The following is a 13,708-nucleotide window of genomic DNA, read 5'->3' as shown; positions in this document are numbered from 1 at the left end:
GTTCTCGTCTATCGTGGCCGAAAGGCGCTCCCAACTGGATACTTCTGTCGTGGAACACGTTACAGGTGAGGTGGTATGAGCGAGCAGTTCGACGTCGTCGTGGTCGGCAGCGGCGCCGCCGGGATGACCGCCGCGCTGGCTGCGGCCCACCACGGCTTGAGCGTCGTCGTCCTGGAAAAGGCGGCCTGCTTCGGCGGCTCGACGGCGCGGTCCGGCGGCGGCGTCTGGATCCCGGGCAACCACGCGCTGCGGGCCGCCGGGATCGACGAACCCCCCGAACGGGCGCGCGAGTACCTCGCCTCGATCGTCGGGGACGTCGTCCCGGCCGTCCGGCGCGACACGTTCCTCGCGCACGGCCCCGAGGTGCTGAAGTTCGTCTGCGACCACACGCCGCTGAAGTTCCGGTGGGTCCGCGACTACAGCGACTACCACCCCGAAGCGCCCGGCGGGCGGCCCGGCGGGCGGTCGGTCGAGCCCGTCGCCCTCGACGGCAAGCTGCTCGGCGCCGAGCTGGCCCACCTCGAACCGCCGTACAGCGCTCCCCCGCTCGGCGTGCCGATCACCCAGGCCGACTACCGCTGGCTGAGCCTGCTCGCGAGGCACCCGCGCGGCGCCGTCCGCCTGCTGTCGCTGGGCGGGCAGTGGCTCGTCGGCAAGCTCCGCGGGCAGCAGCTGCTGAGCATGGGGCAAGCGCTGGCGGCCGGGCTCCGGGTCGGGCTCGCCCGGGCCGGGGTCGAGGTCCGGCTGAACACGCCCCTGGTCGACCTCCAGGTCGACGACGACCGGGTGACCGGCGTCGTCACTTCGCAGGGGGTCATCGGCGCCCGGCGGGGCGTGATCCTCGGCAGCGGCGGCTTCGAGCGGAACCTGGAGATGCGCGAGAAGTACCAGCGCGCGCCGATCGGCGTCGACTGGACCGTCGGCGCGGAGGCCAACACCGGCGACGGCATCACCGCCGGCCTCAAGCTCGGCGCGGCCCTCGACCTGATGGACGACGCCTGGTGGGGGCCGTCGCTGCCGCTCACCGGCGGGCCGTGGTTCGCGCTGGCCGAGCGGTCGCGGCCGCGCAGCATCATGGTCGACGCGCGCGGCGAGCGGTTCGTCAACGAGTCGGCGCCGTACGTCGAGGCCGTGCACGCGATGTACGGCCCCGGCGACGGGCCGGGGCAGCACATCCCGACCTGGCTCCTGTTCGACCAGCGCTACAAGGACCGGTACATGTTCACCGGCATCGGGCCGCGCCAGCCGCTGCCCGGCCGCTGGTTCAAGGCCGGGATCGCGGCGAAGTCGTCGACACTGGCCGGGCTGGCGGCGAAGATCGACGTCCCGGCGTCCGCACTGGAAGCCACCCTCGAGCGCTTCAACGGCTTCGCGCGGCGAGGCGTCGACGAGGACTTCCACCGCGGAGTCAGCAAGTACGACCACTACTACGGCGACCCGCGCAACAAACCCAACCCCAGCCTCGGCCCGCTCGACAAGGCGCCGTTCTACGCGGTGAAGATCGTGCCGGGCGACCTGGGCACCAAGGGCGGGCTGCGCACCGACGAACACGCGCAGGTCCTGCGCGAGGACGGCTCGGCCGTACCGGGGCTGTTCGCCGCGGGCAACGCCAGCGCGGCCGTCATGGGCCGGACGTACGCCGGGCCCGGCGCGACCATCGGCCCCGCCATGGTGTTCGGCTACCTTGCGGCGACGCGGCTGGCGAACGAAGATCAGGGGACCACGGGAGGGCAGCGATGACGCAGGAATCGGTACGCACCATCTACGCCGGTGAGCCGCCGACCCGGTTCGCCCGCGGCTGGCACTGCCTCGGCCTGGCGGAGACCTTCCGCGACGGGAAACCCCACGCGATCACCGCGTTCGGCACGAAGCTGGTGGTGTGGGCGGACTCGGCGGGCGAGCTGCACGTGCTCGACGGCTACTGCCGGCACATGGGCGGCGACCTCACCCAGGGCACGGTGAAGGGCGACGAGGTCGCCTGCCCGTTCCACGACTGGCGCTGGAACGGCAAGGGCAAGTGCGTCTCGATCCCCTACGCCAAGCGGGTTCCGCTGCGCGCGCGGACGCGGTCGTGGACGTCGGAGGTGCAGAACGGGCAGCTGCTCGTCTGGCACGACCCGGAAGGCAACCCGCCGCCCGCGGAGCTGGCGATCCCGCGGATCGAGGCCGCCCACAGCGACGAGTGGAGCAACTGGACCTGGGACGAGATCTTCATCGACGGCTCCAACTGCCGCGAGATCATCGACAACGTCGTGGACATGGCCCACTTCTTCTACATCCACTACGCCTACCCGACGTACTTCAAGAACGTGTTCGAAGGCCACATCGCCACGCAGTACCTCAACACCAAGGGCCGCCCGGACATGGGGATGGCGTCGAACTACGGCGGCGAGGAGAACCTGCTGCGGTCGGAGGCGTCGTACTTCGGGCCGTCGTACATGATCAACAAACTGGTGAACTCGTTCCAGGGCTACGAAATCGAGAGCGTGCTCATCAACTGCCACTACCCCGTCACGCCGACGTCGTTCGTGCTGCAGTACGGCATGAAGGTGCGGAAGCCGCCGGGCATCTCCGACGAGCACGCGGACAAGATCGCCGCCAAGCTGGCGCGCGGGATCGGCGCGGGGTTCCTGCAGGACGTCGAGATCTGGAAGCACAAGACCCAGATCGACAACCCCCTGCTGTGCGAAGAGGACGGTCCGGTCTACCAGCTCCGCCGGTGGTACCAGCAGTTCTACGTCGACGCCACCGACGTCACCGAGGACATGACCCGGCGCTTCGAGTTCGAAGTGGACACTTCGAAGGCGAACGAGGCGTGGGCGGCGGAGGTCGCGGAGAACCTGGCGCGGCAGAAGACCGAGGCGGAAGTGTGACCACCGCCGAACAGACCGAGTTCCTCTCGGGCGGCCTGCGACCGCACGAGTGCCGCAGCTGCGGGACGTGCGTGCTGGTGAAGAAGAACAGCATCCAGCACACGAGCATCCAGTGGACCAGCCGGCCCGCCGACACCTGCCCGGTGTTCGCGGACGCCGACGGCCCGTCGGCGTTGCTCGACACGTGCCCAAAGCTGTCCGACAGCATCGCCGACGCCGTGCGCGAAGGCACGCTGGCGGTGGCCGATGGCTGAGCGGGTCTACACGCTGACCGTCGCCGACGTCGTCGTCGAAACGCCGGACGCGCGGTCGGTGGTCTTCGAGATCCCGCCCGAGCACGCTTCCGCTTTTGCTTATTCGGCGGGACAGTTCCTGACCTTGAAGATCCCCAGCGAGCAGACCGGCTCGGTGGCACGGTGTTACTCGCTGTCGAGCGCGCCGCACGAGAACCGCGTGCAGGTGACGGTCAAGCGGACCGACGGCGGGTACGGGTCGAGCTGGATCTGCTCGTCGTTGCGGCCGGGGATGCAGGTCGACGTGCTGGCGCCGGCCGGGGTGTTCTGCCCGGCCTCGGTGGACGAGGACTTCCTGCTCTTCGCCGGCGGCAGTGGCATCACGCCGGTGATGGCGATCCTCAAGACGGCACTGGAGACCGGTTCCGGCCGGGTCGTGCTGGTCTACGCCAACCGCGACGAGCGCTCGGTGATCTTCGCGGGCGAGCTGTCGGCGCTGGCCAAGCGGTACGGCGACCGGCTGGTGGTCGTGCACTGGCTGGAAAGCGTGCAGGGCCTGCCGGACGTCTCGCAGCTGCGCGGGCTGGCCTCGGCGTACACCTCGCACGAGGCTTTCCTGTGCGGGCCGGCGCCGTTCATGGCGGCCGTGCGGGAGGCGCTCGGGCAGCTCGGGGTGCCACGGGAGCGGGTGCACGTCGAGAAGTTCACGTCGCTGACCGGGAACCCGTTCGAAGAGCCCGTCGAGATCGTCGAGGAGCCTTCGGACGAAGCACCGGCGTCGCTGACGGTGACCCTCGACGGGGAGACGCGGTCGATGGGGTGGCCGCGGCAGCGGAAGCTCCTCGACCACCTGCTGGACGCGGGCCTGGACGCGCCCTATTCGTGCCGGGAGGGGCAGTGCAGCGCGTGCGCTTGCCGGGTGGTGTCCGGCGAGGTGAAGATGCTGCACAACGAGGTCCTCGACGCCGAGGACATGGCGGACGGCATCGTGCTGGCCTGCCAGTCGCTGCCGGTCACCGACGAGGTCTCGATCAGCTACGAATAGGGAGCTTCCGTGCCCATCGACCCCGCGGTCGCCATCGGTGCCGAGATCGGCGAAGTGAACTTCGCCTGGACGTCGTCGGACGTGCTGCTGTACCACCTCGCGCTCGGCGCGGGCCCGGACGAGCTACGGTACACCTACGAGCAGGACCTGGTGGTGCTGCCGACGTTCGCGACGGTCGCGGCCAACCTGCGCGTGTTCGACCCACCCGCGGTGTCGTTCCCCGGGGTGGAGATCGACCTGGCGAAGGTGCTGCACGGCAAGCAGGAAATCACGCTGCACCAGCCGATCCCGACGTCCGGCAAGGCGGTGGCGCGGTCGCGGATCGCGGACGTGTACGACAAGGGCAAGGCGGCGGTGGTCGTCCAGGAGGTCTCGGTCACCTCGTCGTCGGGCGATCCACTGTGGACGGCCCGGTCGAGCATCTTCGCCCGCGGTGAGGGCGGGTTCGGTGGCTCGCGCGGGCCTTCGGATCGGGTTTCCTATCCGTCGCGGGAGCCGGACTTCGTCTTCGAGACGCCGACGTTGCCGCAGCAGGCGCTGCTGTACCGGCTGTGCGGCGACCGGAACCCGCTGCACGCGGACCCGGCGTTCGCCCGGGCGGCGGGGTTCGACCGGCCGATCCTGCACGGGCTGTGCACGTACGGGATCGTCGCGCGGGTATTGGTGAACGAGTTCCTGGACGGCGACCCGGCCCGGGTGGCGTCGTTCGCGACGAAGTTCGCCGGCGTGGTGTTCCCGGGCGAGACGCTGCGGATCCGGGGGTGGCGGTCCGGCAGCGAGCTCCTGGTGACGACGTCGGCGGTCGAGCGGGACGACGCGCCGGTGCTGGCGGACACGGTGCTGGTGTCCACTCCCTGAACGCCGGTCGCGCGCCCGCTACCGTGGAGGGGTGACTTCGGAATACTTCGTGGTGCGGGGAACGGTCGAGTCAGGCGACAAGCGTGGCCGTGAGCTGGGCTTTCCCACGGCGAACATCGCCTTGAGCGACCAGGCCGGCTCGCTGGGCGACGGGGTGTGGGCGGGTTAGATCGGCCGGGCGGACGGTTACCGCCTGCCGGCGGCGATTTCGGTAGGCCGCCGCCCGACGTACTACGGCGCGGACGGCTACCGGCTGCTGGAGGCCCACGTCCTCGACTTCTCGGGTGACTTGTACGGCGAGACGCTGGTGGTGTGGCTGGGGTCCCACCTGCGCAACCAGGAGAAGTACGCCTCGGCGGAGGATTTGATCACGGCGCTCAAGAAGGACATCGCGGCGGCGGCCCAGTGGACGGCGGAGAACCCCGCGGCTTCGCTTCCCGAGCCCGGGGAAAGCGAGCCGGGCGAGGTGCGGCGGGTCGCGGGCTGAGGTCTCCCGCAGCCGGTCGTGAGTGTTTAGGCGGGTTCTAACCCGCCTAAACACTCACGACCCCATGCGGGGCGAGGGGCTGTGCGGATCAGGCGCCGGGCTCACAAAGCCGAGGCCAGCAGCATGTACCCCATCCCGGCCCCCATCGCCGCCCGGCACACCGCCCGCGACGCGTGGCCCGAGTCCGCCCCCGCCGAGCCGCGCACCACCAGCACCCCCGACCAAGCCGCGTCGACCACGAAATAGCCCGCCGCCAGCACCGCGATCAGCGGCAGCGCCAGCCGGGCGTCCATGCCCGGCATCGTCAGCCATGGCCCGTGGTCCATCCCCCCGTGCGGCATCGCCGTCACCATGTACAGCATCGCCGCCGCCGAGAGGGCGTGGTGCGCGCACGTCCGGCGGCGCCACCAGGCCACCGCGAACCAGCCCGTCGTCAGGACCAGCACCGCCTGCCAGCCCGCCGCCGGGATCGGGCCGCCGACCGGCGACACCATCGCCACCATGGCCACCACCAGCAGCAGCTCCGCCAGGTCGCCGTGGCGCACCCCGGCACCCAGCCGCGCGTAGTCGAGGCGGACCAGGCGCAGCACGCAGGGCAGCACCAGCGCCGCGAACAGCGCCGTCAAAGCCCAGTCGACCGCCATCGGCCTCACTCTCCGTCGTGGGTGGTGTCTCCACCGTGACACCCACGCCGGCCGGGCACCAGCCGTCATTGAGGTGACACTCAGTCACCCGTCAGGATGAGTCCACTGGTCGGCACGCCCGTCCCCGCCGTGACCAGCACCCGGGACGCGCTCGCGACCTGGTTGGCCGCCGTGCCACGGATCTGGCGGACGCCCTCCGCGATGCCGTTCATGCCGTGGATGTAGGCCTCGCCGAGCTGGCCGCCGTGCGGGTTGAGCGGCAGCGCGCCGTCGAGCTCCAGCGCCCCGTCGGCGATGAAGTCCTTCGCCTCGCCGCGGCCGCAGAAACCCAGTTCCTCCAGCTGCATCAGCACATACGGCGTGAAGTGGTCGTACAGCACGGCAACGTCCACATCGGACGGAACGAGCCCGGACTGCGCCCACAGCTGCCTGCCCACGACGCCCATCTCCGGCAGCGCGGCCAGGTCGTCGCGGTAGTAGCTGGTCATCACGTACTGGTCCGGCCCGCTCCCCTGCGCCGCCGCGGCGATCACCGCCGGCGGCCGCGCCAGATCGCGCGCCCGCTCGATACTCGTGACGACCAGCGCCACTCCGCCGTCGCTCTCCTGGCAGCAGTCGAGCAGGTGCAGCGGTTCGGCCACCCAGCGCGACGCCTGGTGCTCCGCCAGGGTGATGGGCCGCCCGTGGAACCACGCGTTCGGGTTGGTCGCCGCGTGCTTGCGGTCGACCACCGCGACGCGCCCGAAGTCCTCGCTCGTCGCGCCGTAGTCGTGCAGGTAACGCCGCGCCACCATGGCCACCGTCGCCGCCGGGGTCGCGATGCCCATCGGGTAGTGGAACGCGTTGTCCACGCCCGAGGAGTTCACCTGACCGGCCGCCGCGGAGGACACCTGGCCGAAGCGGTGCCCGGAGCGCTCGTTGAACGCCCGGTACGCGACGACGACGTCCGCGACGCCGGTCGCCACCGCCATCGCCGCCTGCTGCACGGTCGCCGCCGCGGCCCCGCCGCCGTAGTGGATCCGGCTGAAGAACTTCAGCTCGGGGATGCCCAGTTCGCGCGCGACCGCGATCTCCGCGTTGCCGTCCATGGTGAACGACACGAGTCCGTCCACATCGGACGGATGAATCCCGGCATCGGCGAGTGCGTGGGAGATGCATTCGGCCGCCAGCCGCAGTTCGCTGCGCCCGGAGTCCTTGGAGAACTCCGTCGCGCCGATCCCGGCGATCGCCGCCTTACCCGAGAGCGTCACGGCAGGGTCACCTCCACCGTCCCGGCGACGTGCTCGCCGAGACTGTCCACACCGGACACCGAAACCACGACGTCCCGACCGGAGCAGGAAACCACGCGGCCGGTGAACGTCAGCGTGTCGTAGGCGTAGCACGGCACGCCGAGCCGGATCTTGATCGACCGGATCAGCGCCTCGGGCCCGGCCCACTCGGAGACGAACCGCTGGACCAGGCCGGTGTCGGTGAGGATGTTGAGGAAGATGTCCTTCGAGCCGCGGGCCACCGCCGAGTCGCGGTCGTGGTGGACGTCCTGGAAGTCCCGGGTGGCCAGCGCCGTGCTGACCACGAACGTCGGCGTCGCCTCGATCGTCAGCGGCGGCAGTTCGGTCCCTTCGGCGACGGTCATCGGGCCACCTTCCACGCGGGCAGGGTCAGCTCGGCGTCCACCTCGACGAACGCCGCGACCACCGGCAGTCCGATGTGGACTTCCTCCGGCGAGGCGTCCAGGAGCTCGGCCATCACGCGGACCCCCTCTTCGAGTTCCACCAAGGCCACCACGAACGGCAGCTGCTTGCCCGGCACCGCCGGGTGGTGGTGCACGACATAGGAGTACACGGTCCCGCGGCCACTGGCGACGACGTAGTCGGGTTTCGTGTCCAGCGAGCCGTCGGGCGGCATCGGCCCGGGCGGGTGCCGCAGTGTCTCGCCCCAGCGCTGGATCCTCAGCTCGCCTTCCCGCAGGCCGTCCCAGAAGAACTCGGTGTCCCGGCTGATCACCGGCCGCAGCACCGGCGCCGGCGGCGGCTTCGGGGCGGGCGGGCGGAACTTGAGCACCCGGAACATCATTTCGGCGACGGCCTCATCGCCGACGTACCAGGTCATCCGCGTGGTGACGAACCAGCCTTCGCCCAGGGCGGTCTTCTTCGGCCCGACGACGTTCTCCAGCCGCGTCCGCGCCTCGACCTGTTCTCCCGGCCGCAGGTAGCGGTGGTAGGTCTGCTCGGAGTTCGTCGCGACGACGGACGTGAACCCGGCTTCGTCGAGCAGCTCCATCATCAGGCCCAAGGGGTCGTCGGAGCCGCGCGGGACGTTCAGGCCGCCCATCGTCCACACCTGCGCCATCGCGGGCGGCGCGACGAGTCCCTTGTGGACGCTGGTGGCGGCGTACTCGGGGTCGGTGTAGACGGGGTTGCGGTCCCCGATCGCCTCGACCCAGTTGTTGACCATGGCCTGGTTGACCGGATCGCGCGCCAGGCGCGGCGCGCACTCCCCGCGTGCCGCGATCGCCGCGGCGGCCTCTTCGATGTTCATCGTGGCACCCTCGGCAGGCCCAGGCCGATCGAGGCGATCAGCTCCCGTTGGATTTCGCTGACACCGCCGCCGAACGTCAGCACGATGTTGCGTTTCGCGGTGAGGTCGAGCCATTCGGCGAGCTCGGCGGTGTCCGGATCGGACAGGTCGCCGTGCCGCCCGACGACTTCTTCGAGGTTCCGGCCGATCCGCTGGATGGCCTCGGAACTGAACACCTTGGTCGCCGACGCGTCGGCCACACCCACCGGCGCGCTCGCCGAGGACACCGCGACCTGCCAGTTCAGCAGTTCGTTCACCCGCGTCACGGCCAGTGCCTCGGCGAGCACGGCGCGCACGTCGGCCAGGTCCAGCAGGCCGTGCGCGCTCGCCCAGGCGCGGACGCGGTCGTACAGGCCGCCGATCCGGCCGGCGGGCCCGAGCATGACGCGTTCGTGGTTGAGCTGGGTCGTGATCAGCCGCCAGCCCGCGTTTTCGTTACCCACCAAGCGGTTCGCCGGCACGCGGACGTCCGAATAGTACGTCGCGTTGACGTGGTGGGCGCCGTCGCAGGTGATGATCGGCGTCCAGGAGTAGCCGGGGTCGCTCGTGTCGACGATGAGGATCGAGATGCCTTTGTGCTTCGGCGCGTCCGGCGCGGTCCGCACGGCCAGCCAGACGTAGTCGGCGTCGTGGCCGCCGGTGGTGAAGATCTTCTGGCCGTTGACGACGTAGGAGTCGCCGTCGCGCACCGCCGTCGTCCGCAGCGACGCGAGGTCGGTGCCCGCTTCCGGTTCGCTGTACCCGATCGCGAAGTGGATCTCCCCCGCCAGGATCTTCGGCAGGAAGAAGGACTTCTGCTCGTCCGTGCCGAACTCCTGCAGCGTCGGCCCGACCGTCTGCAGCGTGACCGAGGGCAGCTGGACGTCGGCGCGTGCGGCCTCGTCGACGAACAGGTGCTGTTCGATCCCGCCGAAGCCCTGGCCGCCGTATTCGACCGGCCAGCCGACGCCGAGCCGGCCGTCGCGGCCCATCCGGCGGACGATCTCGCGGAACACCGGCCCGTGCCGCTCGCGCCGCATCGCCCGGCGCTCGTCGGGGCTGATCAGCCCGGCGAAGTATTCGCGCAGTTCGGCGCGCAACTGCCGTTGCGCCGCGGTCAGTTCGACGTGCATCCCGCTCACCCCGCCACTCGTTCGCCGAGCCTGCCGAGCCGGTGCGCGGCGCCGCCGAGCGCCCGGCCGAGATCCTTGACCGCCGACGAATACCGGTGCAGCGGGTAGGTTTCGTCGACGCCGATCCCGCCGTGCAGGTGGTGGCAGGTCGCCAGCGCGACCGGTGCCTGCGAAGCGAACCAGTAGGCGGCGACGTCCAGTTCGGCGTCCGCGTCGAGCCCTGAAGCCAGCCGCCACACCGCGGAGGTCGCGGCGAGGTGCACGGTCCGCGCGGCCACGTAGACGTCGGCGATCTGGCCGGCCACGGCCTGAAAGGCGGAGAGGGGCCGGCCGAACTGGGTCCGCTCGCCGACGTGCTTGACGGTCAGCGCCAGCGCGCCGGCCAGGAGGCCGTCGCCGAACGCGAGGGCGCCGGCCAGCGCGAACCGGTGCAGCGCCGCGACCGCGCCGCGGTCGAACAGGAGGTCCGTTTCCGCGACGGCGACGTCGTCGAGCCGGACGGTGTACTCGGGGGTCCCGGCCGAGGTGGGCGTCGGGACGAGCGTGACGCCGTCGGCCCGCGGGTCGACGAGGTAGACGGCGCTGCCGTGGGGGGTGGTCACCGGTGTGAGGATCCGGGTGGCTTCGGCGGCGTACGGGACAGCGGTCTTGACGCCGCTGATCAGCCACTTCCCCTCTCCGGCCCGCGCGGTCACGGCGGGCTCGGCGACCAGCGGCGCGGACGGCTCGTGCAGGGCCGCGGTGAGCAGCGCGTCCCCGGCCGCGACCGCCGGCAGCAGCTCCGCGCGCTGGGCGGGGGTGCCGAGCGACTCGATCGGCAGGACGCCCAGTGCGAGCGCGGCGTACGCGGGCACCGGGGCGGCGACCCGGCCGACCTCCGTCAGGACCTGCGCGACCTCCGCGACGCCCAGGCCGTCGCCTTCCAGCTCCGGGGGCAGCGCCAGGGCGAGCAGGCCCGACGAGGCGAGCGCGCGCCAGGGATCGTCTGGCGACCCCAGCACTTTCGCGGCGAGGGCGGCGATCTCGGTCTGCGTATCGTCAAGGGCGAAGTCCACGCCTGTCCTCCGGATCGGGCGCAATATTGAAACCTGTTCTAGTATTAACCGGAAAGGGCGGGCACGGCAACCCCCGGGGGTGGCGCAATGGCGGGGACACGGCGGCGGATCACCGTGCCGCCGACCGCGGGTGTGCCCGAGCCGGTCCCCGTGGAGCTGCCGGGCCGCGGCCGCACCGTGGTCACCGACGTCGGACCGCGGGACGCACCCGCCCTCTTTCTGCTGCATTCGGTGGCCTGCACGGGCCTGCTGACCTGGTATCCAGCCCTCCCCCGGCTGGCACGGCACCACCGCGTCGTCGTGTTCGACCAGCGCTGGCACGGCCGGGGCATCCGCTCGCCGGAGTTCCGGCTCGCCGACTGCGCGGAAGACGTCACCGCCGTCGCGGACGCGCTCGGCGTCGGCCGGTTCGCGATCGCCGGGTACTCGATGGGCGGGCTCGTCGCGCAGCTCGTGGCGCGCGCCGAACCAGAACGTGTTACCGGGCTGGTGCTGTGCTCGACCGCGGAGCACTTCGGCCGCGGGCTGCGGCAGCGCGCCGCCCTCGAGGTCTTCGGCCGGACGCTGCGGCGGCTGCGCGAGCGCGTGCCACCGCCGGTCGTGCCCGCCGCGCTCCCCCGCGAACCCCTCGCCGACCACCGGTGGGGACTGCGGGAGTTCCGGTCGACCCGGCCGTGGGAGATCGCGGTCGCCGTCGACGAGATCGGCCGGTTCGACTCGCGGCCGTGGCTGCACACGCTGCGGCTGCCGGCCGCGGTCGTGGTGACCGCCCGGGACCGGTTCATCGCCCCCGCCCACCAGCGGTCGCTGGCCCGCCGGATCTCCGGCGCGGCCACCTACGAGGTCGCGGCCGGGCACGCCGCCTGCGTGCTGGCCGCCGACCGCTGGGTGCCCGCCCTGCTCGCCGCGGTCCACTCCCTCCGAGGAAGGAATCCCTGATGGGACGCTTCAGCCTGCCCGACTCCAAGCCCGATGGCCTCGACTCGCCGGTGACCGCCAAGGTCATGAAGTACGCGGCGAAGGCGCAGGTGGCGGTCTTCCGGTTGACCGGTGGCCGCGTCGGCGGCACGTGGCGGATCGGGGCGGGGTTCCGCAAGCCGGTGCCGACACTGCTGCTGGAGCACCGCGGCCGCAAGTCCAGGCGGCTGTTCACCACCCCGCTGCTCTACCTGCGCTCCGGCGACGACTTCGTCATCGTCGGCTCGCAGGGCGGGCTGCCGCGGCACCCGCAGTGGTACTTCAACCTGCTGGCGCATCCCGAAACCCGCATCGACCTCAAGGGCCGGCGTGGTGTCCCGGTCACGGCCCGCGTCGCCGGGCCTTCGGAACGCGCGGAACTGTGGCCGCGGCTCGTCGAGCTGTACGCGGACTTCGCGAAGTACCAGGCGTGGACCGAGCGGGAGATCCCGGTCGTGGTGCTCAGCCCCCGGTAGGCGCGGCCTTCAGCAGCTCGGCCAGTGCGTCCGGGAGCGCGTCGGCGAGCGGCCACAGGTCCTTGACCAGCTCGCGCGCGCCGAGCAGGCCGACGTGCACCTTCCCCGCGTTGGACAGCACCGTGACGTTGAGCCCGGCGCCGTGGAAGACCGGGCCGAGTGGGTAGAAGCCGGTGATCCGGGCGCCCAGGAAGTACAGCGGCATCGGCGGGCCGGGCACGTTCGAGACGACCAGGTTGTGCACCACCGGATGCTTCTCGGCCAGGCGCAGCGCCGAATACGCGCGCACGGCGAGGCCGAACGCCGTCGCGACCGAGAACTGCGCCCAGTCCTGCAGCATGTCGGCGTCGATGTCGTGGTGGTGGTCCTTCGACCGCCGGTTGGCCTCGGCGAGGAAGAAAACCCGCGCGCCCGGGTCGGCCAGGTGCGTCGGCAGGGAGGCGAAGAACGCCGAAACCTTGTTGCTGCCGTGCTCGCGTTCGGTCCGGTCGTGCACCGAGACCGGGACGGTCGCCACCAGCGGGTCTTCCGGCAGCTCGCCGCGGGCGGAGAGGAACTCCCGCAGCGCGCCGGCGACGAGCGCGAGCACGACGTCGTTCACCGTGACCCCGAAGGCGTTCTTGACGTCCTTGATGTCGTCGAGGTCGAGCTGGGCGAAGGCGACGCTGCGGTGCCCGGTGATGGTGCCGTTGAGCGACGTCCTCGGCGCGGTGAACGGGATCGGCATCCCCTTGCCGCGCAACGCCCGGCCGACCCACCGCGGCATCAGCCCCAGCAGGTCGGGCAGCAGCCGCGCGACCTCGGCCGGGCGCTTCACGACGCTCTCCACCCCGGACCGGATCAGGTCGAGGGGCGACGGCATCCCGGCGTTCCGGGGCTCCTCGACCACCGGCATCGGCCCGTCCGGTTCGAGGCCGGCCAGGTAGGTGATCAGGCTGGCGCCGCTGACCCCGTCGACGCTCGCGTGGTGCATCTTGAGCAGCACGGCGAGCCGGCCGTCGGCGAGGCCTTCGATGACGTACAGCTGCCACAGCGGGTGCGCGCGGTCGAGCTGCTGCCCGGCGATGTGGGCGCACAACCCGGCCAGCTCGGCGCGGTCGCCGGGCGCGGGCACGCCGATGCGGTGCACGTGGTGGTCGAGGTCGAACTCCTCGTCTTCGATCCACACGGGATGGCTGAGGTTCCAGAGCGGATTGTGCAGTTTGCGGCGGAAGGCCGGGATCTTCCGGACGCGTTCTTCGAGCTTTTCCTGCAGCTTGGCGAAGGTGTAGCCACCGGGGACGGTGGAGCCGTCGAGGATGAGCAGCCCGCAGACGTGCAGGACCTGCGACGACGTCTCGAGGTAGAGGAAGCTCGCGTCGAGGCCGCTCAGTCTCTGCATGGACCAAGGG

At 71.3% G+C, this 13,708-nt stretch carries 14 protein-coding genes and 1 pseudogene; 8 read left to right on the top strand and 7 right to left on the bottom strand.

What is annotated here, in order from left to right; translation table 11 throughout:
* The first annotated feature begins 75 nt into the window (after positions 1 to 75).
* From kstD to ACFPLC_RS28130, 6 genes and pseudogenes are all read left to right on the top strand, one after another.
* Complete coding sequence (kstD, locus tag ACFPLC_RS28155) at positions 76 to 1,740, top strand: 3-oxosteroid 1-dehydrogenase (RefSeq protein WP_378192932.1); 1,665 nt, start codon at positions 76 to 78, stop codon at positions 1,738 to 1,740.
* On the top strand, positions 1,737 to 2,873 hold the full coding sequence (locus ACFPLC_RS28150; RefSeq protein WP_378192930.1) for a Rieske 2Fe-2S domain-containing protein: 1,137 nt from the start codon (positions 1,737 to 1,739) through the stop codon (positions 2,871 to 2,873). Before kstD ends, ACFPLC_RS28150 begins: the two co-directional genes overlap by 4 nt.
* A complete protein-coding gene (locus ACFPLC_RS28145; RefSeq protein WP_378192928.1) occupies positions 2,870 to 3,127 on the top strand; it encodes a hypothetical protein in 258 nt (85 codons plus the stop codon). Before ACFPLC_RS28150 ends, ACFPLC_RS28145 begins: the two co-directional genes overlap by 4 nt.
* Positions 3,120 to 4,151 carry a 2Fe-2S iron-sulfur cluster-binding protein gene (locus ACFPLC_RS28140; RefSeq protein WP_378192926.1) on the top strand — a complete coding sequence of 344 codons (1,032 nt, stop codon included), beginning with the start codon at positions 3,120 to 3,122 and terminating at the stop codon, positions 4,149 to 4,151. Before ACFPLC_RS28145 ends, ACFPLC_RS28140 begins: the two co-directional genes overlap by 8 nt.
* Positions 4,152 to 4,160: 9 nt before the next feature.
* Entirely contained in the window at positions 4,161 to 5,009 is an 849-nt protein-coding gene (locus ACFPLC_RS28135) for a MaoC/PaaZ C-terminal domain-containing protein (RefSeq protein WP_378192924.1), read from the top strand.
* Positions 5,010 to 5,040: 31 nt separating this feature from the next.
* Positions 5,041 to 5,496, top strand: a pseudogene (locus tag ACFPLC_RS28130) (riboflavin kinase).
* Positions 5,497 to 5,597: 101 nt separating this feature from the next.
* Here the strand turns inward: ACFPLC_RS28130 and ACFPLC_RS28125 are convergent.
* The 6 genes from ACFPLC_RS28125 to ACFPLC_RS28100 form a co-directional block, all read right to left on the bottom strand.
* Entirely contained in the window at positions 5,598 to 6,140 is a 543-nt protein-coding gene (locus ACFPLC_RS28125; protein ID WP_378192923.1) for a DUF5134 domain-containing protein, read from the bottom strand.
* An 80-nt stretch (positions 6,141 to 6,220) separates the two neighbouring features.
* A complete protein-coding gene (locus ACFPLC_RS28120; RefSeq protein ID WP_378192921.1) occupies positions 6,221 to 7,390 on the bottom strand; it encodes a lipid-transfer protein in 1,170 nt (389 codons plus the stop codon).
* Entirely contained in the window at positions 7,387 to 7,773 is a 387-nt protein-coding gene (locus tag ACFPLC_RS28115) for a MaoC family dehydratase (protein ID WP_191315798.1), read from the bottom strand. Before ACFPLC_RS28115 ends, ACFPLC_RS28120 begins: the two co-directional genes overlap by 4 nt.
* Positions 7,770 to 8,678: a bifunctional MaoC family dehydratase N-terminal/OB-fold nucleic acid binding domain-containing protein gene (locus tag ACFPLC_RS28110; protein WP_191315799.1), complete on the bottom strand. Its 909-nt coding sequence runs from the start codon at positions 8,676 to 8,678 to the stop codon at positions 7,770 to 7,772. The genes ACFPLC_RS28115 and ACFPLC_RS28110 overlap by 4 nt, the downstream gene beginning before the upstream one ends.
* Positions 8,675 to 9,829: an acyl-CoA dehydrogenase family protein gene (locus ACFPLC_RS28105; RefSeq protein WP_378192919.1), complete on the bottom strand. Its 1,155-nt coding sequence runs from the start codon at positions 9,827 to 9,829 to the stop codon at positions 8,675 to 8,677. The genes ACFPLC_RS28110 and ACFPLC_RS28105 overlap by 4 nt, the downstream gene beginning before the upstream one ends.
* Positions 9,830 to 9,834: 5 nt before the next feature.
* Positions 9,835 to 10,884, bottom strand: a complete 1,050-nt coding sequence (locus ACFPLC_RS28100) for an acyl-CoA dehydrogenase family protein (RefSeq protein WP_378192917.1) — start codon at positions 10,882 to 10,884, stop codon at positions 9,835 to 9,837.
* An 87-nt stretch (positions 10,885 to 10,971) separates the two neighbouring features.
* On the opposite strand from ACFPLC_RS28100, the gene ACFPLC_RS28095 reads away from it, so the two are divergent.
* Complete coding sequence (locus tag ACFPLC_RS28095; RefSeq protein ID WP_378192915.1) at positions 10,972 to 11,823, top strand: alpha/beta fold hydrolase; 852 nt, start codon at positions 10,972 to 10,974, stop codon at positions 11,821 to 11,823.
* Positions 11,823 to 12,317 carry a nitroreductase family deazaflavin-dependent oxidoreductase gene (locus ACFPLC_RS28090; protein WP_378192913.1) on the top strand — a complete coding sequence of 165 codons (495 nt, stop codon included), beginning with the start codon at positions 11,823 to 11,825 and terminating at the stop codon, positions 12,315 to 12,317. Before ACFPLC_RS28095 ends, ACFPLC_RS28090 begins: the two co-directional genes overlap by 1 nt.
* Here the strand turns inward: ACFPLC_RS28090 and ACFPLC_RS28085 are convergent.
* Positions 12,304 to 13,698: a WS/DGAT/MGAT family O-acyltransferase gene (locus tag ACFPLC_RS28085; RefSeq protein WP_378192911.1), complete on the bottom strand. Its 1,395-nt coding sequence runs from the start codon at positions 13,696 to 13,698 to the stop codon at positions 12,304 to 12,306. The genes ACFPLC_RS28090 and ACFPLC_RS28085 overlap by 14 nt on opposite strands.
* Positions 13,699 to 13,708: the final 10 nt, after the last annotated feature.

Source organism: Amycolatopsis plumensis (assembly GCF_042652605.1).
GTDB classification, from domain to species: Bacteria; Actinomycetota; Actinomycetes; order Mycobacteriales; family Pseudonocardiaceae; genus Amycolatopsis; species Amycolatopsis plumensis.
This window is presented reverse-complemented; position numbering and strand designations above follow the sequence as displayed.

Excerpts from the sequence above, each read along its gene's own strand:
- ACFPLC_RS28105 (WP_378192919.1), bottom strand. The coding sequence starts at position 9,829 with ATGCACGTCGAACTGACCGCGGCGCAACGGCAGTTGCGCGCCGAACTG.
- ACFPLC_RS28125 (WP_378192923.1), bottom strand. The coding sequence starts at position 6,140 with ATGGCGGTCGACTGGGCTTTGACGGCGCTGTTCGCGGCGCTGGTGCTG.
- ACFPLC_RS28150 (WP_378192930.1), top strand. The coding sequence starts at position 1,737 with ATGACGCAGGAATCGGTACGCACCATCTACGCCGGTGAGCCGCCGACC.
- ACFPLC_RS28090 (WP_378192913.1), top strand. The coding sequence starts at position 11,823 with ATGGGACGCTTCAGCCTGCCCGACTCCAAGCCCGATGGCCTCGACTCG.
- ACFPLC_RS28110 (WP_191315799.1), bottom strand. The coding sequence starts at position 8,678 with ATGAACATCGAAGAGGCCGCCGCGGCGATCGCGGCACGCGGGGAGTGC.
- ACFPLC_RS28115 (WP_191315798.1), bottom strand. The coding sequence starts at position 7,773 with ATGACCGTCGCCGAAGGGACCGAACTGCCGCCGCTGACGATCGAGGCG.
- kstD (WP_378192932.1), top strand. The coding sequence starts at position 76 with ATGAGCGAGCAGTTCGACGTCGTCGTGGTCGGCAGCGGCGCCGCCGGG.
- ACFPLC_RS28095 (WP_378192915.1), top strand. The coding sequence starts at position 10,972 with ATGGCGGGGACACGGCGGCGGATCACCGTGCCGCCGACCGCGGGTGTG.
- ACFPLC_RS28140 (WP_378192926.1), top strand. The coding sequence starts at position 3,120 with ATGGCTGAGCGGGTCTACACGCTGACCGTCGCCGACGTCGTCGTCGAA.
- ACFPLC_RS28085 (WP_378192911.1), bottom strand. The coding sequence starts at position 13,698 with ATGCAGAGACTGAGCGGCCTCGACGCGAGCTTCCTCTACCTCGAGACG.